Origin of the sequence: Herbaspirillum sp. LeCh32-8 (assembly GCF_017814915.1) — a bacterium.
Taxonomy (GTDB): Bacteria; Pseudomonadota; Gammaproteobacteria; order Burkholderiales; family Burkholderiaceae_D; genus Herbaspirillum.
This window is the reverse complement of sequence record NZ_JAGIPZ010000008.1, coordinates 1-20142: the sequence shown is the minus strand read 5'-3', so window position 1 is coordinate 20142 and position 20142 is coordinate 1. Positions and strand designations below refer to the sequence as shown.

19 protein-coding genes and 3 tRNA genes are annotated in these 20142 nt (G+C 62.7%); 14 read left to right on the top strand and 8 right to left on the bottom strand.

Going from position 1 to position 20142, the window contains the following annotated elements:
* Positions 1–28 precede the first annotated feature (28 nt).
* From J8I26_RS14790 to J8I26_RS14775, 4 genes are all read left to right on the top strand, one after another.
* Positions 29–1363: an ATP-binding protein gene (locus tag J8I26_RS14790; RefSeq protein ID WP_209607872.1), complete on the top strand. Its 1335-nt coding sequence runs from the start codon at positions 29–31 to the stop codon at positions 1361–1363.
* A gap of 63 nt (positions 1364–1426) precedes the next feature.
* A complete protein-coding gene (locus J8I26_RS14785; RefSeq protein WP_209607871.1) occupies positions 1427–1975 on the top strand; it encodes a response regulator transcription factor in 549 nt (182 codons plus the stop codon).
* A 64-nt stretch (positions 1976–2039) separates the two neighbouring features.
* Complete coding sequence (locus J8I26_RS14780) at positions 2040–2819, top strand: TatD family hydrolase (RefSeq protein WP_209607870.1); 780 nt, start codon at positions 2040–2042, stop codon at positions 2817–2819.
* Positions 2816–3496: an ankyrin repeat domain-containing protein gene (locus J8I26_RS14775; protein ID WP_209607869.1), complete on the top strand. Its 681-nt coding sequence runs from the start codon at positions 2816–2818 to the stop codon at positions 3494–3496. Before J8I26_RS14780 ends, J8I26_RS14775 begins: the two co-directional genes overlap by 4 nt.
* A gap of 100 nt (positions 3497–3596) precedes the next feature.
* On the opposite strand, the gene J8I26_RS14770 is transcribed toward J8I26_RS14775, so the two are convergent.
* From J8I26_RS14770 to hpnD, 3 genes are all read right to left on the bottom strand, one after another.
* Positions 3597–4739, bottom strand: coding sequence for an alpha-hydroxy acid oxidase (locus tag J8I26_RS14770; protein WP_209607868.1), 1143 nt, complete (start codon positions 4737–4739; stop codon positions 3597–3599).
* A gap of 249 nt (positions 4740–4988) precedes the next feature.
* Positions 4989–6341, bottom strand: coding sequence for a hydroxysqualene dehydroxylase HpnE (hpnE, locus tag J8I26_RS14765; RefSeq protein WP_209607867.1), 1353 nt, complete (start codon positions 6339–6341; stop codon positions 4989–4991).
* A gap of 19 nt (positions 6342–6360) precedes the next feature.
* Positions 6361–7194 (bottom strand): presqualene diphosphate synthase HpnD, encoded by an 834-nt coding sequence (hpnD, locus tag J8I26_RS14760; RefSeq protein WP_209607866.1) that lies wholly within the window; start codon positions 7192–7194, stop codon positions 6361–6363.
* A gap of 323 nt (positions 7195–7517) precedes the next feature.
* Here hpnD and J8I26_RS14755 point away from each other — a divergent pair, with 323 nt between their 5' ends.
* Positions 7518–8354 carry an HDOD domain-containing protein gene (locus J8I26_RS14755; RefSeq protein WP_209607865.1) on the top strand — a complete coding sequence of 279 codons (837 nt, stop codon included), beginning with the start codon at positions 7518–7520 and terminating at the stop codon, positions 8352–8354.
* Positions 8355–8435: 81 nt separating this feature from the next.
* Here J8I26_RS14755 and hpnC read toward each other — a convergent pair whose 3' ends face one another.
* The 4 genes from hpnC to J8I26_RS14735 form a co-directional block, all read right to left on the bottom strand.
* Positions 8436–9245, bottom strand: a complete 810-nt coding sequence (hpnC, locus tag J8I26_RS14750; RefSeq protein WP_209607864.1) for a squalene synthase HpnC — start codon at positions 9243–9245, stop codon at positions 8436–8438.
* A 59-nt stretch (positions 9246–9304) separates the two neighbouring features.
* Positions 9305–10486: a GGDEF domain-containing protein gene (locus tag J8I26_RS14745; protein ID WP_209607863.1), complete on the bottom strand. Its 1182-nt coding sequence runs from the start codon at positions 10484–10486 to the stop codon at positions 9305–9307.
* 340 nt (positions 10487–10826) lie between these two features.
* Entirely contained in the window at positions 10827–11111 is a 285-nt protein-coding gene (locus J8I26_RS14740; RefSeq protein WP_209607862.1) for a hypothetical protein, read from the bottom strand.
* An 82-nt stretch (positions 11112–11193) separates the two neighbouring features.
* Positions 11194–11280 (bottom strand) — tRNA-Leu (locus J8I26_RS14735).
* A gap of 213 nt (positions 11281–11493) precedes the next feature.
* On the opposite strand from J8I26_RS14735, the gene J8I26_RS14730 reads away from it, so the two are divergent.
* From J8I26_RS14730 to J8I26_RS14690, 9 genes are all read left to right on the top strand, one after another.
* Positions 11494–11688 carry a DUF1653 domain-containing protein gene (locus tag J8I26_RS14730; protein ID WP_209607861.1) on the top strand — a complete coding sequence of 65 codons (195 nt, stop codon included), beginning with the start codon at positions 11494–11496 and terminating at the stop codon, positions 11686–11688.
* A 72-nt stretch (positions 11689–11760) separates the two neighbouring features.
* Positions 11761–12216 (top strand): CreA family protein, encoded by a 456-nt coding sequence (locus tag J8I26_RS14725; RefSeq protein ID WP_209608044.1) that lies wholly within the window; start codon positions 11761–11763, stop codon positions 12214–12216.
* Between the two features lie 269 nt (positions 12217–12485).
* Entirely contained in the window at positions 12486–13835 is a 1350-nt protein-coding gene (gene tig, locus J8I26_RS14720) for a trigger factor (protein WP_209607860.1), read from the top strand.
* Between the two features lie 52 nt (positions 13836–13887).
* Positions 13888–14514, top strand: a complete 627-nt coding sequence (gene clpP, locus J8I26_RS14715) for an ATP-dependent Clp endopeptidase proteolytic subunit ClpP (RefSeq protein ID WP_079214773.1) — start codon at positions 13888–13890, stop codon at positions 14512–14514.
* Between the two features lie 242 nt (positions 14515–14756).
* On the top strand, positions 14757–16022 hold the full coding sequence (gene clpX, locus J8I26_RS14710; RefSeq protein ID WP_209607859.1) for an ATP-dependent Clp protease ATP-binding subunit ClpX: 1266 nt from the start codon (positions 14757–14759) through the stop codon (positions 16020–16022).
* A 288-nt stretch (positions 16023–16310) separates the two neighbouring features.
* Positions 16311–18719 carry an endopeptidase La gene (lon, locus tag J8I26_RS14705; RefSeq protein ID WP_209607858.1) on the top strand — a complete coding sequence of 803 codons (2409 nt, stop codon included), beginning with the start codon at positions 16311–16313 and terminating at the stop codon, positions 18717–18719.
* A gap of 276 nt (positions 18720–18995) precedes the next feature.
* Positions 18996–19268: an HU family DNA-binding protein gene (locus J8I26_RS14700; RefSeq protein WP_209607857.1), complete on the top strand. Its 273-nt coding sequence runs from the start codon at positions 18996–18998 to the stop codon at positions 19266–19268.
* Between the two features lie 46 nt (positions 19269–19314).
* A tRNA-Val gene (locus J8I26_RS14695) sits at positions 19315–19390 on the top strand.
* Positions 19391–19414: 24 nt separating this feature from the next.
* Positions 19415–19491: transfer RNA gene (locus J8I26_RS14690), tRNA-Asp, on the top strand.
* Between the two features lie 540 nt (positions 19492–20031).
* Here the strand turns inward: J8I26_RS14690 and J8I26_RS14685 are convergent.
* Positions 20032–20142: spore coat protein U domain-containing protein (locus J8I26_RS14685; protein WP_209608043.1), on the bottom strand; the 111-nt coding region annotated here is incomplete at its 5' end.

The following is a 20142-nucleotide window of genomic DNA, read 5'->3' as shown; positions in this document are numbered from 1 at the left end:
CGGCGTCCATTCATCATTGAATTCCTGCATGCAGTCATCCTTTCATTCCACGCCCGCCGCGACCCTGAACGCGGCCGGCAACGAGCTGGGCCGACACCCGCTGCTGTCGCGCCTGTTCTGGCTGCGCTGGGCGACCATCGCCGGCGAATTGCTGGTGCTGGCCGGCGCGCACTTCTGGCTCGAAATCGCCTTGCCGCTCTTCACCTTGCTGGCGCTGATCGGCATGCAGGCGGCGATCAACGTCGCCACCGGCGCGCGGATGCGCTGGACGCGGCCGGCCTCGCAGGTGGAGTTGTTTCTGCAGCTGTTGCTGGACCTGGCGGCGCTGTCGGCCTTGCTGTTCTTCTCGGGCGGGGCGACCAATCCTTTCGTGTCCTTCTATCTGCCGGCGCTGGCGGCAGGCGCGGCAACGCTGGCCTGGCCCTATGCGCTGGCGCTGGCCTTGTGCGCGCTGGCGGCGTATTCGGGGCTGGTCTACTTTTATGAGCCGCTGCACATCCACGACCATGGGCAGGCCATGGCCTACCACCTGGCCGGGATGTGGATCAATTTCTCGATCTCGGCGCTGCTGATCACCTGGTTCGTTACCCGTATCGCCGCCGCCGTGCGCTCGCGCGACGGCCAACTGGCGCAGGCGCGCGAGCACCAGTTGCAAAGCCAGCGCATCGTGGCGCTGGGCACGCAGGCCGCCGGTGCTGCGCATGCGCTTAATACGCCGCTGTCGACTGTAGCGGTGATCGCCGGCGAAATGCGGCGCGACATGGTCGGCAACGCCGCGTTGGCGCTCTATGAGGAAGACCTGCGCGTGGTCGAGGAGCAGATCGCGGTGTGCAAGGCGGCGCTGGAGAGCATGCGCCTGGACGCCGATGCCCAGGCCGACCAGGTGGCGGCGCTCAGCCCTTGGCTGGCGACGCTGATCGATGGATGGCGGCTGCGTCACCCGGCGGTCTCGCTGGCGGCCGACTTGCGGCAAGAAGGCCTGGTCGCCGGCCAATTGCAGGACTTGTCGCAGATACTGCTGACCTTGCTGGACAATGCCGCCCATGCGGTACGCGCGCGCGGCACGCAAGGGGAGGTGCGCATCGCCTTGCTGGCGGGCGAGGGCGCGTCGGCTGCATCGGCCGCCGCGGGCGGGAAAGCGTCGCAAAAGACGGCTATCATCCGTATTGCGGACAACGGCGCCGGCATCGGCCCCGAGCTGCTGCAGCGCCTGGGCCACGGCCCTGTGGCCAGCAGCTCCGGCGGCAAGGGCATCGGCCTGATGCTGGCCTTCGCCGCCGCCAGCCACATGGGCGGCAAGCTGCGCCTGCGCTCCACACCGGGCGAAGGGGCGACGGCAGAGCTGCGCTTTCCGCTGGCTTGAGACGGATGATTTCCTCACGCCAACTTTGATTCCGATACCTGACTGGCTGACACTGACGACCTGATGAGCGCGGCTTTCCTGATCCTCGACGATAACGACGTATTTGCCGGCACCCTGGCGCGTTCACTGGTGCGCCGGGGCTTTCGCGCGACCGTCGCGCATAGCGGCGAAGAGGCGTTGGCGGCTGCGCGCAAGGAAGTCTTCGACTTCGCCACCATTGATCTGCAGCTGGAGCAGGATTCCGGCCTGCAATGGATTTCCCCGCTGCGCGAGGCCTTGCCGCAGGCGCGGTTGCTGGTGCTGACCGGCTACGCCAGCATCGCCACCACGGTGCAGGCGATCAAGTCCGGCGCCGACAATTACCTGGCCAAGCCGGCCAACGTCGACTCCATTCTCTCGGCGCTGGCGCATGCCGGCGAGGGTGACGCCGCCGGCGATGCGCCTGCGCCGGCCGAGGATGCTGCGCCGCTGTCGCTGGACCGGCTGGAATGGGAGCACATCCAGCGCGTGCTGGCCGAGCACCAGGGCAATATCTCCTCTACGGCGCGCGCGCTGAACATGCATCGCCGCACCTTGCAGCGCAAGCTGGCCAAGCGGCCGGTGGCCAAGTAAGCGTCCTTGTAAGCAAAGGCAATCCGGGGCGACACCCGGGCCGCATCGCTTTACAATAGCGCCCATGTTTATCGATTCCCACTGCCACATCAATTTCCCCGACCTCGCTGCGCGCCTGCCCGAGATTTTCGGCAAGATGGCCGAGAACAAGGTCAGCCATGCGCTGTGCGTCTCGGTCGACTTGCCTGATTTTCCGCAGGTGCTGGCCCTGGCCGAGCAATATCCCAATGTCTACGCCTCGGTCGGCGTGCATCCCGACTACGAAGACACGCCCGAGCCGGACGTCGCCCAGCTGGTGAAGCTGGCCGATCATCCGCGCATCATCGCCATCGGCGAAACCGGGCTGGACTACTATCGCCTGCAGGGCGACCTGGAATGGCAGCGCGAACGCTTTCGCACCCACATCCGCGCCTCGCGCGAGACCGGCAAGCCGCTGATCATCCATACCCGTTCGGCGTCGGAAGACACCATCCGCATCATGCGCGAAGAGGGCGCCAGTCCGGAAGCCGGCGGCGCTGCCGGCGTCATGCATTGCTTCACCGAGTCACAGGAAGTGGCCGATGCCGCCATCGAGCTGGGCTTCTACATTTCCTTCTCCGGCATCGTCACCTTCAAGTCCGCCAAGGATCTGCAACAGGTGGCGCGCACCATCCCGCTGGAGCGCATGCTGATCGAGACCGACTCGCCGTATCTCGCGCCGGTGCCGTTCCGCGGCAAGACCAACGAGCCGGGCTATGTGCGTCACGTGGCCGAGTTCATCGCCGACCTGCGCGGCATCCCGGTCGACGAGGTTGCACGCCAGACCACCGCCAATTTCTTCAAGCTGTTCGGAATCGCCCCATGAGTTCTTTGCTGGAAAAGCTGCGCACCCGTTTCCCTCATTTCCGTCGCCTGGGCCGCGCGCTGCTGTACACCTCGCTGCTGCTGCCGGGCGCAGCGCGCGCCGGCGCCTACGAGGAGTACTTCCAGGCGATCCGCATGGACAACGTCTACTACCTCAAGCAGCTGATGCAGCGCGGCATGGGGCCCAACCTGATCGAGCCCAAGCGCGGTTATACCGGCCTGATGCTGGCCATCCGCGAAGACTCGATGAAGGCCTTCGACGTGTTGGTCAACGCGCCGGACGTCAACCTGGAGGCCCAGGCTGTCAACGGCGACACGCCGCTGATGCTGGCCGCCTTCTACGGCAACATCCCGGTGGTAAAACTGTTGCTGTCGCGGGAGGTGGAGGTCAATCGCCAGGGCTGGACGGCGCTGCATTACGCGGCGATCAACGGCAGCTCCGAGATCGTCAGGCTGCTGCTGGAGGCCTCGGCCTACATCGATGCCGAGTCGCCCGACGACAAGATGACCCCGGTCATGCTGGCTGCGATGCGCGGCCGCGTGGCGGCGGTGGCTGTGCTGCGCGACGGCGGCGCCGACCTGACGCTGAAGAACAAGGATGGCCTGACCGCGATGGATCTGGCGCAACGCTATGGCCAGGACGGCGTGATCGACGTGCTCAAGGCGCCGCCCAAGTAATAAGGCGGTGCACGCAGGAAAAAAATCCCGGATCGCCGCGAGGCCTCCGGGATTTTTCATTGCCAGGCCTGTCGCGAGGGGACAGGCGGCCGGCCGGCGATCAGGGCACCAGGATCTGCGGACCGACGTCCTTGATGTCCTTGGTACCGGTCAGGGCCATGCTCACGTCCAGCTCCTTGCGCAGGATTTCCAGCATCTGGCTGACGCCTTCGCCGCCCATGGCACCCAGGCTGTACAGGAAGGCGCGACCGATCATGGTGCCCTTGGCGCCCAGCGCGGTGGCCTTCAGGATATCCTGGCCGGAGCGGATGCCGCCGTCGAACCAGACTTCGATCTGGTCGCCCACAGCCTGCGCGATCTCGGGCAGCGCCTGGATCGACGACATCGCGCCGTCCAGCTGGCGGCCGCCGTGGTTGGACACGACGATCGCATCGGCGCCGGTCTGCGCGGCGATCTTGGCGTCTTCCACGTCCAGGATGCCCTTGAGGATCAGCTTGCCGCCCCATTGTTCCTTGATCCAGGCGACGTCGTCCCAGTTCAGGGTCGGGTCGAACTGGCTGGCGGTCCATTTGGACAGGGTTTGCACGCCGCTGCCGCTGTTGCCGCCGTTGATGTGGCCGGCCAGATTGCCGAAGGTCTTGCGCCCGCCCAGCGCGCGCAGCGCCCAGCCGGGCTTGCTGGCGAGGTCGAGCACCGTATCGAGGGTCAGCTTGGGCGGCACCGACATGCCGTTCTTCAGGTCCTTGTGGCGTTGGCCGAGGATCTGCAGGTCCAGCGTCAGCACCAGCGCCGAGCACTTGGCAGCCTTGGCGCGGTCGATCATCGACTTCACGAAGCCGCGGTCGCGCATCACGTAGAGCTGGAACCAGAACGGCTTCTTGGTGACGCTGGCGACGTCTTCGATGGAGCAGATGCTCATGGTCGACAGCGTGAAGGGGATGCCGAATTTCTCGGCCGCCATGGCGCCCAGCATTTCGCCGTTGGCCCATTGCATGCCGGTCAGGCCGGTCGGGGCGATCGCCACCGGCATGGTGACGTCGTGGCCGATCATGGTGGTGCGGGTGCTGCGCTCGTCGACGTTGATCGCCACGCGCTGGCGCAGCTTGATGGCGGCCAGGTCGTCGCTGTTGGCGCGGTAGGTGCCCTCGGTATAGGAACCGCTGTCGGCGTAGTCGTAGAACGCCTTGGGAACACGTTTCTTGGCCAGCAGGCGGAAGTCTTCGACACAGGTCATGACCGGCATATTGTTATCTCCGTAAATGGAATGCGGCTCGGGGCCGCCGGGTATTTGTCTCGCAGGCAGGGACCGGAAAGGGACTGCTGGGACTGCTCAGGATGGCGTAATGCTAGTGCAAAGCGGCCGTGCGTGGGGTGAATCCCTTTCCGGCTATCCATGAAAATTTTATATCGGGCCGCACGGGCGGGATATCGGCGCCGGCCGCTGGCGCTTATGGCTTTTTGCCAATGATGTGCGTGATGCCTGCCGACCGCGTCAGCTTGCCAGCAGGAGAGCGGCGGCCGTGCCGCTGCGCACCGCGCCTTCCAGCGTGGCCGGATAGTTTGGATAGTCGCCTGCCACGTAGTCGCCGGCCAGCGCCAATCCCGGCGGCAATCCGTCATTGGTCGGGCGTTGCAGCCCCGGCGCGCAGGAGAAGGTGGCGCGCTTCTCGGTGATGAGCTTGCGCCATTGCGGATTCGACAAATCCTGGCGGCCGAAGTCGTTCGCCAGTTGCCGCACGATGCCTTGCTCCAGCGCCGCGTGGCCGTCGGCGATGGCGTGCCCGGCGGCGCTGACCACCACCGCCAGCAGGCCGGCATCGCCGCCCAGCTGCCCGCGATCGAACACGAACTGGCCCCAGGCCTGGCGCGCGGGATCGTCGGCCAGGGCGTAGAACGGCTGCGCCAGGCGTACGCCGGCGTCGTATTGCAGATAACAGGTGGTGATAGCCTCGTGCGTCAGGGCGCGCAGCGGGGCCATGTCGTAGGCGTCGCGCAGGCCGTCCAGACCGTCCAGCAATTGCGCCGCGGCGTCGGGGCCGGTGGCGATGGTGACGCCGGCGAATTCGCCCAGGTTCTCGCCCTGGCGGTCTTCCAGGCGCCAGGCGCCGTCTGCGCCGGGCAACAGGCGCGCAACGGCGGTGCCGGCGTGCGCCAGGCCGCCGTGCTTTTCAAGATAAGCCGCTGCCGCTTCGGGCAGCAGGGCGGACAGGTCGACGCGCGGGATCAGCATGTCGGACGCGGCGCGGCGCGCGCCCAGGCTGTCGCGCAGCACGTTCAGGAACACTTGGGCCGAGGCGCGTTCGGGCGGGGTGTTCAGCGCCGCGATGCACAGCGGATGCCACATCAGGCGGATGATGCGTGGCGTCTGTTCGTAGCGCTCCAGCAGCTCGGCCACGCTGCAATCCTGATGCAACTGCCAGCCCATCCAGCGCGCGGTGGTGGAAAAGCGCGCCAGCGCCATTTTGTCTTCGCGCGGCAGCCCTTTGGCGCGCAGCAGCGCGACGGCCACATGCAGCGGCGCCGGCAGCCGCGGCGCGGCGAAGTCCATGCCGTCGGCGCCGGCCTCCAGCGGGTAGCGCATCTGCAGCGGCAGGCGCAGCAGGGCCGCGGAGGGCGCGACGCCGACTTGCTTCATCAGCTTCAGGCAAGCGGTGTAAGCGCCCAGCAGGATGTGCTGGCCGTTGTCCAGCACGCGTTCGTCGGCGTCGACGCGGCGTGCGCGTCCGCCCAGCGTGCGGGCCGATTCGAACAGGCTGACCCGGTGTCCGGCGGCGCACAGCGTCACCGCCGCCGCGCAGCCGGCCCAGCCGGCGCCGATGACGGCATAGTGGCGCGGGGCGTTCATGCGTGGCGGGTGTGCGGCATCAGCCGAACACGTAGGTTTTCCACGCCAGCCAGAGCTTGCGGATGGGGGTGAGCGAGATGCGCTGGTTCAGCACGTGGTAGCCATCGCGCTCGATTTCTTCCAGCACGGTGCGGTAGATGGCGGCCATCATCAGGCCGGGGCGCTGGGCGCGACGGTCTTCCTTGGGCAGCAGGGCCATGGCTTCATCGTAGGCTTCGCGGGCGCGCTGCACCTGGAACTTCATCAGCGCCTCGAAGCGCTCGCTGTGGCGGCCGTTGAGGATGTCGGCGGCGGTTACGTTGAACTGCTGAAGCTCGTTGACCGGCAGGTAGATACGGCCTTTGCGGCCATCCTCGCCGACGTCGCGGATGATGTTGGTCAGCTGGAACGCCAGGCCCAGTTTTTCAGCGTAGAGCAGCGTGGCGCCCTGGGTGTGGCCGAAGATGCTGGCCGACAGGATGCCGACCACACCGGCCACGTGCCAGCAGTAGCGCTGCAGGCCGGGATAGTCGAGGTAGCGGCTCTGGTCCAGGTCCATCTCCATGCCGTCGATGATGGCCTGCAGGTGCTCGCCCTTGAGCTGGTAGACCGCCACGTGCGGATACAGCGCCTTGGTCACCGGGTGGCTGGGATTGCCTTCCAGCATGGCGGCGATTTCCTTGCGCCACCACATCAGCTTGGTGCGCGCCACCATCGGGTCTTCGATCTCGTCGACGGTGTCGTCGACCTCGCGGCAGAAGGCGTACAGCGCCGTGATCGCGCGCCGGCGCTCCGGCGGCAGGAACAGGAAGCTGTAGTAAAAGCTGGAGCCGCTGGCGGCGGCCTTCTGCTGGCAATATTCGTCTGGAGACATGGGTGGCGGTGGCTGCGTTCGATGCGTGGCCGGCCCGGGGCGAAACCCGGCAAAACCCGGCAAAGGCGCTATGCTAGCCGAGTGCGCACGGCAGGGCAAATGCGCGAGGCCTGGGATGGGCTTGTCTGGTTGCGGCGGCCTGCGTTGTCCATTAAAGTCAAGTCATCGAAGTCCTGTGAAATTAAGATAGAAAATAAAAGAGAAATATAAGAAAAAAACTGAAATAACAAGGCGGAGCCCGCCGATATCGTGACCGGAGGCGTCAAGCCGTCACACGTCACGGCGGGCGGCAGATGCGAACCCACAAGGAGGCAGGAGACGTCATGGACAGACTGGAAATCTTTCGCAACATCGCATCGCAGGCCGGACGGGGAGAGCTGGTTTTTCCCGCCAACGTGAGCGCATCGATCAAGCTGCAGCAGGCATTGGCCGACCCCGATTGCCATCTGGAACAGGCCGCCAAGCTGGTGATGGCCGAGCCGCTGGTGTCGGCGCGCACCGTGGCCATCGCCAATTCGGCCGCCTACAACCGTTCCGGCGGCGAGATCAACAATGTGCGCACCGCCGTGATGCGGCTGGGCTTTCGCACGTTGAACACCATCACCACCTCGGTCATCGTGCGCCAGCTCGGACGCACCATCAGCAATCCGGCCATGCGCATCAAGTCGGCCCAGCTGTGGGAGCACTGCGCCCACGTCGCTGCCACGGCACACGTGTTGACCGCCAAGCTGACCAATGGCGACCCCGAGACCGCCATGTTTGCAGGCATCGTGCATGAAGTGGGTGGTTTTTATCTGCTGTCGCGTACGGATGAGTATCCTGGCCTGCTGGATGGCGGGATCGAGGATTGGGCCGAATACGGTGAGAAGATGATCGGCCGCGCCGTGCTCAAGAAGCTGGGCGTGCCGCAACCAGTGGTGGATGCGATCGAATCGCTGTGGCACGGCGTACGCGTGCTGCCGCCGCAGACCATCGGCGACGTGCTGCTGCTGGCCAAGGAGCTTTCTCCGGTGCCGTCGCCGTTGCAGCGCACCGTGGCCGAGGCCGGCATCGGTGGCGAAAACCTGGTGGACGACTATGTCGGCGATCTCTCGCTGCGCGCACTGTTGGACGATTCCGAAGAGCAGATCCGTTCGCTGACGGCAGCCTTGCTGGTCTGACAATAGCCGGCGCCGGCATCACGCCAGGCAACGTGCAGGACAATACGCCCGCCTGGGGCAACCCGGCGGGCGTATTGTCTTTTACATCGTCAGCGCGCGCCAGGCTAAGGTGAGCCAGTCCGTCTTGCCCAGCTTCGGCCGACGCCGGAAGACATCGCCTTGCACCGCCTCGATACGCTCCAGGATGCGCAGGCCGCCCTGAACCACCAGCCTCAGCTCCCAGCCGATGCGTCCCGGCAGGCGTTTGGCTAGCGGCGCGCCGGACAACATCAGCGCGCGGGCGCGTTCCACCTCGAACTGCATCAGGCGCCGCCACTTCTCGTCGGCACGGCCGGCAGCGATATCGTCGGCGCTGACGCCGAAGCGTTGCAGGTCTTCCTGCGGCAGGTAGATGCGTTCCTTTTGCCAGTCGATGCCGACGTCTTGCCAGAAATTGATCAGTTGCAGCGCGCTGCAGATGGCGTCGGAGTCGCGCAGGTTTTGCGCATCCGGCGTGCGGTACAGATGCAGCATCAGCGTGCCGACCGGATTGGCCGAGCGGCGGCAATAGTCCAGCAAATCGTCATAACGCACGTAGCGGTTGGTGACGACGTCCTGCTTGAAGGCCGACAGCAGGTCGCGAAACGGCTGCAGCGGCAGTTGGTGGGCGCGGATGGTTTGGTGCAGGCGTTCGAAGATAGGCGTTTGCGCCGGGGCGTCGGCTTCGATCAGGTCGAGGCCGTGTTCATAGGCTTCCAGCGCGGCCAAGCGCTGCGGCGCGTCGGCATCGCCCTCGTCGGCGATATCGTCTGCGCTGCGGGCGAATGCGTAGATGGCGGTGACGGCCGGACGCAGGCGGGCCGGCAACAGCAGGGAAGCAACGGGGAAGTTTTCGTAGTGGTCGACGGCCATGCGGGCGCTTTCCGGATCCGGATTTTTTCAGCCCGAATAGTAATGGAAAACGCCGTCGCCTAGGCGTCCGGTTGAATCTGTGTGGCGCCGTCCTCGCCGGCCTTGTAGATCTCGTAGCCGCTCTTGCCGTTGCGCTTGACCTGGTACATGGCGCTGTCGGCGCACTGGATCAGCTTGGAGAGGTCGCGCGCGTGCTCCGGGTAGAGGCTGATGCCGATGCTGGCGCCCAGCAGGTATTCCGATTCGCCCACGCGCACTTGCTGCATCATCTGCGCCAGGATCTTCTTGGCCACCTCGAAGGCCTGGTTCTCGTTCTCCAGCTGGGTGCCGATCACGATGAATTCGTCGCCGCCCACGCGCGCGCAAATGTCGGTGCTGCGCACGATGCCCTTGATGCGCAGTGCGATCGCCTTGAGCACCTCGTCGCCCACGTGATGGCCGGCCTTGTCGTTGATGGGCTTGAAGTTGTCGAGGTCGATGTAGAAGATCGCCACCATGTGATGCGGGCGCGTGGCCAGCAGCAGGGCATGGTCGAACAGGGTATTCATGTAGCGCTTGTTGTTCAGGCCGGTGAGCGGGTCGAGGAAGGCCATGTCCAGCGCCTTGGATTCCGCTTCCAGCAAGCGGCGCTGGAACTGCGACAGCACTGCCGCCAGCAGCGACATATACACCAGTAGCATCAGCACGGTACCCAGCAGGAAGCCGTGCTTGAACCAACCCGGATAGCGCTCGATCAGGAACGGCCCGCAGGTCCAATGCACCGCCATCGCCGCAGCCGCGAGCCACGCCGTGCGCAGCCAGCGCGGGTTTTCATTGAGGCTGGCGCGGCATTGAAGGGCCACGTACAGCATGAAGCCGGCGTTGATCAGCGAATAGCCCATGCTGCGCGCCAACGGCGAGGCCTCGGCGAACCACGCCGCCAGCAGCCACAGTTCGCCCAGGCCGGCGGCCAGCCAGAACCAGGCGGTGTTCGCGTTAAAATTGAAGAAGCGCTTCAGGCCGGTCAGCAGCAGGGGCTTTTCCAGCAGGTTGAGCGCGGCATAGGTGGTGACGATCAGGCGCATGTCGTTGCCCGCCACCAGAAACACCAGCGACAGGCGGGCGAGCAGCGCGAAGGAAATCGATGCGGCCCACCAGCTGGAGCCGGAGTTGGTGCGCGGGATGCGGGAGGTCCACAGGAACAGGAAGAACAAGACCAGGTAAACGCTGAAGCCGAAGGTATGCACAATTTCGTACGACATGACCGATCACCCTGCCTTTGCAAGTTGCTTCATCCGTTCACTGGTGGGACGCCAGGATCCGAGATGAGTCGCTTCAGGACGAAGCGTCAGGTCATGATCCCCCTCATGGCTGACGTGGATGATAAACAAGGCCGCAGGTGCGGTAAACAGCCAGATGAGCTTGCGTGCAGTTTGGCCACAAGCCTTGACTGGCAAGGCTTTGCGGCGAGCGGAAATTATTTCCGTCGGGCTATTTCTGCGTGAGTTTTGGTGTGCCGGAGACGCGGCGAATGAGGCGGGCGGGCAGGGTATTGGCCGCGCACATGAACGTGCGCGGCGAGCGGGGGCGCGTAGGGCGCAATCAGTCGAATTTGTCCTTGAGCAGGGCTTCGACGGTGGCGATACGGGTCTCCACGGTGTCCAGCAAGGCTTTGGGCATGGTGCCGCCGGCGCCCAGTTGCGCCGCCAGCGAGCGGGCGATGCCCATGGCGCCTTCGGTGAACTGCTTGCCGTCCTTGGACAGCACGGCCGCCGCGGTGAACAGCGTCGAGAACAGGATCTGGTCAGCGGTATTGTTTTCGATGAACTTGTTGAGCAGCGCGTTGTGGCTTTGCTTGAGCGCGTCGAATTCTTCCTGGGTGGGCATGGCGGTTCCTGGAAAGTGACCTGAAAACCGCCGTGCCCGGTGCAGGGCAAAGCGGTGTGCGGATTCAGGGAATTGAATTGTCTGGTGCGAGGAGGGGGACTCGAACCCCCACACCATTGCTGGCGTCAGGACCTAAACCTGGTGCGTCTACCAATTTCGCCATCCTCGCTGAAGGTGTCGGACATCGGCGCGATAGCAGTCTGGGAGCAGTGTTGCTGCAGATTTGCCGCTACCGATGCGGGTAGCAATTTCGTAAAGCGCGCTATTGTACTGCAAGCCGATGGCGATGTCCGTTTTTTTGCAGAAAGCTTCGCGGCGAGCCGGGCGTGGGCGGGGAAACGGTATCATGCGGCCTCGGTTCACTTTGGTTTCATCCGTTCACATGACACGCTATCGCCATTACAAAGGCGGCATCTACGAGTTCGTCGGCGATGCCATTCTCGAGTCCGACCTGTCGCCCATGGTGGTCTATCGCGCCGCCGACGGCCGCCTGTGGATACGCCCCAGCGAGGTGTTTCATGAGCTGGTCGACGTCGACGGCAAGCAGGTACCGCGCTTCGAGAAGATCGCGGACTGATCCATTTCTTTCCTTCGCAGGCATTCCATGTCCATCAATCTCAAACAACGCGCACTGTACTTGTGCTGCGCCATGCTGTGCGCCGGCGCTTTCATTGCCGGCAGCGCGGCCGCCGAAGAGCTGGCTGACGTCAGCACCGCCTTTCGCTGGCTGGGCAAGAACGACCGGGTGGTGATCGAGGCCTATGATGATCCGCGCGTAGGTGGCGTGACCTGCTATGTGTCACGCGCGCGCACTGGCGGCGTCAAGGGCAGTGTCGGGCTGGCCGAGGACAAGGCCGAGGCCTCGATCGCCTGCCGCCAGGTGACGGCCACGCTGCAGTTCAACGGCAAGCTGCCGCTGCAGGAGGATGTGTTCACCGAGCGCATGTCGATCCTGTTCAAGCGCCTGCATGTGGTGCGGGTGGTCGATCCCAAGCGCAATACGTTGGTCTACCTGACTTACTCCGACAAGCTGATCGACGGCAGCCCGATGAACGCCGTGACGGCGGTACCGGTGGCGGCGTCGACGCCGATCCCGGTGAAGTAGGGCGTTTTTGCCCCCGGCTTGCCGTGGCGCAATGACCGGCACGGGCGGCGTCGCCGCAGCCCGCGCCAGCCTTGCGTTGCGGGGCGCAGCCGGGCTTGCGCGTTTGTTTGCAGCGCGGCAAGGGCAATTTTGGACTCGCGGCGGTTTTTGCGTATAAAATAGCGAGCTTTAGCGCGGTCGGGCTGGCCGTTTTTCGTCTGGAATTTATTGGTGCAGACGGGAGATGAGGGCCTCGGCTTACAGAATTCTTAATTATTTGGACGATTTAAATGGCAACTGCAGTCGAAACCCTGAGCAAACTCGAACGTCGTATGACCCTGTCTTTCCCGCTGGCCGATGTTCAGGCTGAAGTGGAAAAGCGCCTGAAGGTGCGTGCCCGTACCGCCAAGGCGCCGGGTTTCCGTCCGGGTAAAGTGCCGATGAAGATGGTTGCCGCCCAGTTCGGCTACCAAGTTGAAACCGAAGTCCTGAACGACAAGGTTGGCCGCGCCTTCAATGACGCCGCTGTGGAAAACAACCTGCGCGTGGCCGGTTTCCCGTCGATCGAACCGAAGACCAGCGAAGAAGCCGGCGAAGGCCAGCTGGCGTTCAACGCCACCTTCGAAGTCTATCCGGAAGTGGCTGTCGGCGACCTGACCGGCGCTGAAGTCGAGAAGACCGTGGCATCGGTGTCCGACGCTGAAATCGACAAGACCATCGATATCCTGCGCAAGCAGCGCGTGCACTACCACGTCAAGGGTGAGCAAGGCGCGCACGGCGACGGCGGTGCTGATCAGTCCGCACAAAACGGCGACCGCGTGACCGTGGACTTCGTCGGCAAGATTGACGGCGTGGAATTCCAGGGCGGCAAGGCCGACAACTTCCCGTTCGTGCTGGGCGAAGGCCGCATGCTGCCGGAATTCGAAGCAGCCACCATCGGCCTGAAGGTCGGCGAGTCGAAGTCGTTCCCGCTGGCATTCCCCGAGGACTACCACGGCAAGGATGTAGCCGGCAAGACCGCCGAATTCACCATCACCCTGAAGAAGGTCGAATGGGCGCACATGCCTGAAGTCGACGCAGTCTTCGCCCAATCGCTGGGCATCGAAGACGGCGACCTGACCAAGATGCGCGAAGACATCAAGAAGAACCTGGAGCGCGAAGTCACTGCCCGCACCAAGGCCCAGACCAAGGACAGCGTGATGAACGCCCTGATCAAGGCCAGCGACCTGGAAGTGCCGAAGGCCCTGATCGAGCAGGACGTCGAGCGCCTGGCCGAAATGGCCAAGCAGGACATGGCGCAACGCGGCATGGATCCGAAGGTCATGCAACTGCCGCGCGAACTGTTCACCGCACAGGCTGAACGTCGCGTTCGCCTGGGCCTGATCCTGGCTGAAGTGGTCAAGACCAACAAGCTGGAAGCCACCGAAGATCAAGTGAAGGCGCAGATCGAAGACTTCGCCCAAAGCTACGAAGATCCGCAGCAAGTCCTGAAGTACTACTTCTCCGACCGTCGCCGCCTGGCCGAAGTCGAAGCTCTTGTTTTGGAAGAAAACGTCGTCAACTACGTTCTCGGCAAAGCCAAGGTTTCGGAAAAGCCGGTTTCGTTCGACGAACTGATGGGCAATCAGACGCAAGCGTAATCGGGTTTTCTCGCGTAGTATCGGAAAACATTTTTACGCTAAGGATGCACACATGACAGGTCTGATCAGAGGTTCTGCACTGGACACGCAAATGCTCGGCATGGTGCCGATGGTGATTGAACAGAGCGGCCGCGGCGAGCGCGCGTATGACATTTACTCGCGCCTGCTGAAGGAACGCATCATTTTCCTGGTCGGACCGGTCAATGATGCAACCGCCAACGTGATCGTCGCCCAGTTGTTGTTCCTGGAAAGCGAAAATCCTGACAAGGACATCTCGCTGTACATCAACTCGCCGGGCGGTTCGGTGTCGGCCGGCATGGCGATCTTCGACACGATGCAGTTCATCAAGCCGCAAGTGTCGACGCTGTGCACGGGCCTGGCCGCCTCCATGGGCGCTTTCCTGCTGGCCGCCGGCGCCAAGGGCAAGCGTTTCTCGCTGCCGAACTCTCGCATCATGATTCACCAGCCTCTGGGCGGCGCCCAGGGCCAGGCGTCCGATATCGAGATCCAGGCGCGTGAAATCCTGTACCTGCGCGAACGCCTGAACGGCATCCTGGCCGAACGTACCGGCCAGGACGTCGAAAAGATCGCGCGCGACACCGATCGCGACAACTTCATGTCGGCCGACGCCGCCGTGGAATATGGCTTGATCGACAAGGTGCTGACCGAGCGCGGTTGAGCTTGCATTGCGGTAAAAGTCGCAAAAATGCCCGGGCAAATTGCTGTTCGGGCATTTTTTTTGGCGAATTTCGCAAAGAGAGGCTTTTCGGGCTCTGTTTTCTTGATAAATCGGGGTGTCGATGACATATAACTGTCAGGAAGCGAACCGGAATCAAGCGATGGCGTCGAAAAATGACCAAGCCGTGACGAATTCGCATTTCGCGGGTATGATCAAGTCGTAACTTCTATCCTTGTAGCTCTATGTCTGAGAAAAAATCCTCCAGCGGCGAAAAGTTGCTTTATTGCTCCTTCTGCGGCAAAAGCCAGCACGAAGTCAAAAAGCTGATCGCCGGCCCTTCGGTCTTCATCTGCGACGAATGCATCGACCTGTGCAACGACATCATCCGTGATGAAGCCGCCAGCGTGGAAGCAGTGCCGGGCGCCAAGTCGGATCTGCCGACCCCGCAGGAAATCTGCGACCTGCTGGATCAGTACGTGATCGGGCAGTCCACCGCCAAGCGCATCCTGTCGGTGGCGGTGTACAACCACTACAAGCGCCTGAAGCATCTGGGCAAGAAGGATGACGTCGAGCTGGCCAAGAGCAACATCCTGCTGGTCGGTCCTACCGGCTCGGGCAAGACGCTGCTGGCGCAGACCTTGGCGCGCATGCTGAATGTGCCGTTCGTGATCGCCGATGCGACCACGCTGACCGAAGCCGGCTACGTCGGCGAAGACGTCGAGAACATCATTCAGAAGCTGCTGCAGAACTGCAATTACGAAGTCGAGAAGGCCCAGAAGGGCATCGTCTACATCGACGAGATCGACAAGATTTCCCGCAAGTCGGACAACCCGTCGATTACCCGCGACGTGTCCGGCGAAGGCGTGCAGCAGGCGCTGCTGAAGCTGATCGAAGGCACCATGGCATCGGTGCCCCCGCAAGGCGGCCGCAAGCACCCGAATCAGGACTTCGTCCAGATCGACACGACCAACATCATGTTCATCTGCGGCGGCGCGTTCGACGGCCTGGCCAAGATCATTTCCGACCGCTCCGAGAAGAGCGGCATCGGCTTCTCGGCCAGCGTGAAGAGCCAGTCGCAGAAGAGCAATTCCGAGGTGCTGCTTGGCGCCGAGCCGGAAGACCTGGTCAAGTTCGGCCTGATTCCCGAACTGGTCGGCCGTCTGCCGGTGATCGCCACGCTCAACGAGCTGGATGAAGAAGCCCTGATCCAGATCCTGATCGAGCCGAAGAACGCCCTGATCAAGCAGTACGCAAAGCTGTTGCAGATGGAAGGCGCGGAGCTGGAAATCCGTCCGGCTGCCATGCATGCCATCGCCAAGAAGGCGCTGGCGCGCAAGACTGGCGCGCGCGGCTTGCGCTCGATTCTGGAACACGCCTTGCTTGATGTGATGTACGAATTGCCCAGCCAGCAGAACGTGGCCAAAGTCGTGGTCGACGAGAACACCATCACCAACGGCGCCAAGCCGCTGATGATCTACCACGACCAGCCGAAGGTGGCCGGCGCCTGATTGCGCGCGGGTTTACCGAAGGAGCAGTGGTGCGGTGCATGGAAGTGCGCCGCATCGTGCAGAAAAGGCCGCACCACAGTCCGGTAATCGCGAAAGCGGTAAAATGAGCCGGCGGAATTTACTCTGGCTTCCATCGTAAAGCCACCCGGAGGAGACTTCGTGTGTGGCTTTTTTATTTTGTTGTGATTGTGACATCGGTCTTCCGGCCGTGATTTTTTAGCTCTGCCGGACTTGTGTTTTGATCACTCGTGCCAACATCATTCACAGTATTCATTGATAAGGCCCGCCATGACGACTCCAATACTCACAGAACAATCGCAATTGCCGCTGTTGCCGTTACGGGATGTGGTTGTCTTCCCGCACATGGTGATTCCGCTCTTCGTCGGCCGCCCAAAGTCGATCAAGGCGCTGGAAGCGGCCATGGAGCAAGGCAAGAGCATCATGCTCGCGGCCCAGAAAGCGGCCGCTAAGGATGAGCCTTCGGCTGACGACATCTATGAAATCGGTTGCGTCGCCAACATCCTGCAAATGCTGAAGCTGCCCGACGGCACCGTCAAGGTGCTGGTCGAAGGCGCGCAGCGCGCACGCATTCATCACATCAGCGAACTGGAGACCCATTTCGTCGCCGACCTGACACCGGTGGAATCCGAGCAGGGCGACGAGGCGGAAGTCGAAGCCATGCGCCGCACCATCGTGCAGCAGTTCGACCAGTACGTGAAACTGAACAAGAAGATCCCGCCCGAGATCCTGACCTCGCTGGCCGGCATCGATGACGCTGGTCGCCTGGCCGACACCATCGCCGCGCATCTGCCGCTGAAGCTGGAACAGAAGCAGGTCATCCTGGAGATCTTCAACGTCGCCAAGCGCTACGAGCACCTGCTCGGCCAGCTGGAAGGCGAACTCGACATCCTGCAGGTGGAAAAGCGCATCCGCGGCCGCGTCAAGCGCCAGATGGAAAAGTCGCAGCGCGAGTATTACCTGAACGAGCAGGTCAAGGCGATCCAGAAGGAGCTCGGCGAAGGCGAAGACGGCGCCGACCTGGAAGAGCTGGAAAAGAAGATCCTCGGGGCGAAGATGCCCAAGGAAGCGCTGGAAAAGGCGCAGGGCGAGCTGAAGAAGCTCAAGCTGATGTCGCCCATGTCGGCCGAGGCCACGGTCGTGCGCAACTACATCGATACGCTGGTCGGCTTGCCTTGGAAGAAGAAGTCCAAGGTCAACAACGACCTGCCCAACGCCGAAAAGGTGTTGGAAGGCGATCACTATGGCCTGGAGAAAGTCAAGGAACGCATCCTCGAATATCTCGCCGTGCAGCAGCGCGTGGACAAGCTGAAGGCGCCGATCCTGTGCTTCGTGGGTCCTCCGGGCGTGGGCAAGACTTCGCTGGGTCAGTCGATCGCCCGTGCCACGAACCGCAAGTTCGTGCGTATGGCGCTGGGCGGCGTGCGTGACGAAGCCGAGATCCGCGGCCATCGTCGTACCTACATCGGCTCCATGCCGGGCAAGATCCTGCAAAGCCTGGCCAAGGTCGGCGTGCGCAATCCGCTGTTCCTGCTCGACGAAATCGACAAGCTGGGCATGGACTTCCGTGGCGACCCGTCGTCGGCCTTGCTGGAAGTGCTGGATCCTGAGCAGAACCACACGTTCTCGGACCACTACATCGAAGTCGACTTCGACCTGTCGGATGTGATGTTCGTGGCAACGTCGAACTCGTTCAACATCCCGCCGGCGCTGCTGGACCGGATGGAAGTGATCCGCCTGTCGGGTTACACCGAGGACGAGAAGACCAGCATTGCGCAGCGTTACCTGCTGCCCAAGCAGATCAAGAACAACGGCCTGAAGGAAGGTGAAATCAACGTCGCCGAATCGGCGATCCGCGACATCATCCGCTACTACACACGTGAAGCCGGTGTGCGTTCGCTGGAGCGCGAAGTCTCGAAGATCTGCCGCAAGGTGGTCAAGCTGCTGCTGCTGAAGAAGCAGGAGAAGAAGGTCACCGTCACCTCGCGCAACCTCGACAAGTTCCTGGGCGTGCGTCGTTTCGACTTCGGCATCGCCGAGAAGGAAAATCAGATCGGCCAGGTGGTCGGCCTGGCGTGGACCGAAGTGGGCGGCGACCTGCTGACCATCGAAGCGGTCAACATGCCCGGCAAGGGCCAGATCATCCGCACCGGTACACTGGGCGACGTGATGAAGGAGTCGATCGAGGCGGCCCGCACTGTGGTGCGCAGCCGTGCCCGCAAGTTGGGCATCAAGAATGAGGTGTTCGAGAAGAGCGACATCCACATTCACGTGCCGGAAGGCGCGACGCCCAAGGATGGTCCGTCCGCCGGTATCGCGATGACCACGGCGTTGGTGTCGATCTTCAGCGGCATCCCGGTGCGTTCGGACGTTGCGATGACCGGTGAAATCACCTTGCGCGGCGAAGTGCTGCCCATCGGCGGTCTGAAGGAAAAACTGCTGGCGGCGCATCGCGGCGGTATCAAGACCGTGTTGATCCCCGAGCAGAACGTGAAGGACCTGGCCGACATTCCGGACAACGTCAAGAACAAGCTGGAGATCATCCCGGTGCGTTGGATCGACAAGGTGCTGGAAGTCGCGCTGGAGCGTCAACCGGCTCCGTTGCCGGAAGATGAAGCCATTGTCGACTCGGCGGTCGCACCAAAGGACGGCGCGACCGATCCGGTGGTGAAGCACTAAGCCTGCCTCGTTTCATTTCGCTGCAAATTGAAAGCGCCTCTTCGGAGGCGCTTTTTTCTTGCCGGTGCGGTGCGCTGGGTTGATTTCCGTCAGGAAAATGCCGGTCGCCTCTGAAAATCACTGCAAATGGCGGAAAGCCGCTTGACACCTGGTTTTGCGGCTTGTTTAATAGCCGCTGCGGAAATTTTCCGTAAGGCAAGCGACGGTGAAGGGGGCTCTGTCGTTGAGTCGCAAACGCTGTCACTCAAAACCAAACTTAATGGACAAGGGGCATAAGTGAATAAAGGCGAACTGATTGAACACATTGCCGGCCAGGCAGATATCTCCAAGGCCGCAGCCGGTCGCGCGGTGGACGCATTCATCGGCGCGGTGAAGACCACGCTGAAGAAGAACGGCACCGTGACCCTGGTGGGTTTCGGCACCTTCGCAGTCGGCAAGCGTGCGGCCCGTACCGGCCGTAATCCGCAGACCGGCGCCGCCATCAAGATCAAGGCAGCGAAAGTTCCTAAATTTAAAGCTGGTAAAGCGCTGAAAGATGCTATAAAATAATTGTCTTTCGTCGCTGCTGACACAGCGACAGACTGTTAAGGTAGCCGGGCGCTTAGCTCAGTTGGTAGAGCGGAGCCCTTACAAGGCTTAGGTCGGGAGTTCGAGCCTCTCAGCGCCCACCAGCACCAGCAGTTAAAACCAGTTTAGGAGTGGTAGTTCAGTTGGTTAGAATACCGGCCTGTCACGCCGGGGGTCGCGGGTTCGAGCCCCGTCCACTCCGCCAGATAAAAGCCCTGTTCGCAAGAACAGGGCTTTTTCTTTTTGCGCAGCAAAAATGCGGAGTGGAGGGAGCCGCCTGCGCGGCTCCCGGCGGGGCGAGAAGGGAATCGCTTGCAAGCGATTCCGCGGCCTGCGCTCGTGCAGGCGAGCCCCGTCCACTCCGCCAGACAAAAAGCCCCGTTCGCAAGAACGGGGCTTTTTCTTTTTGCGCAGCAAAAACGCGGAGCGGAGGGAGCCGCCTGCGCGGCTCCCGGCGGGGCGAGAAGGGAATCGCTTGCAGGCGATTCCGCGGCCTGCGCTTGAGTAGGAGAGCCCCGTCCACTCCGCCAGACAAAAGCCCCGTTCGCAAGAACGGGGCTTTTTCTTTTTGCGCATCCGGGATAGCACACGAAAAAAAGCGGCGTACTTCCCCACGAAGTACGCCGCATCCCCCTCAGGATAAAACCCCCGATACAGCTTTGCGTCTTGCATCCCGGACCCCTCCGGGATTTCCTGCAGGCGATCGTACTATCCGGTCGCCATCACTTCAATTCAGTCAATTCAATCAGTAGGTCAGCGTGACGGTAACGGTATCCGAATAAGCGCCGGCCAGCGGAGTCTGCGAGGCCGGGATCTGGCCGTAGACCGTCAGGGTCTGGGTCAGGCCGCTGCCGGT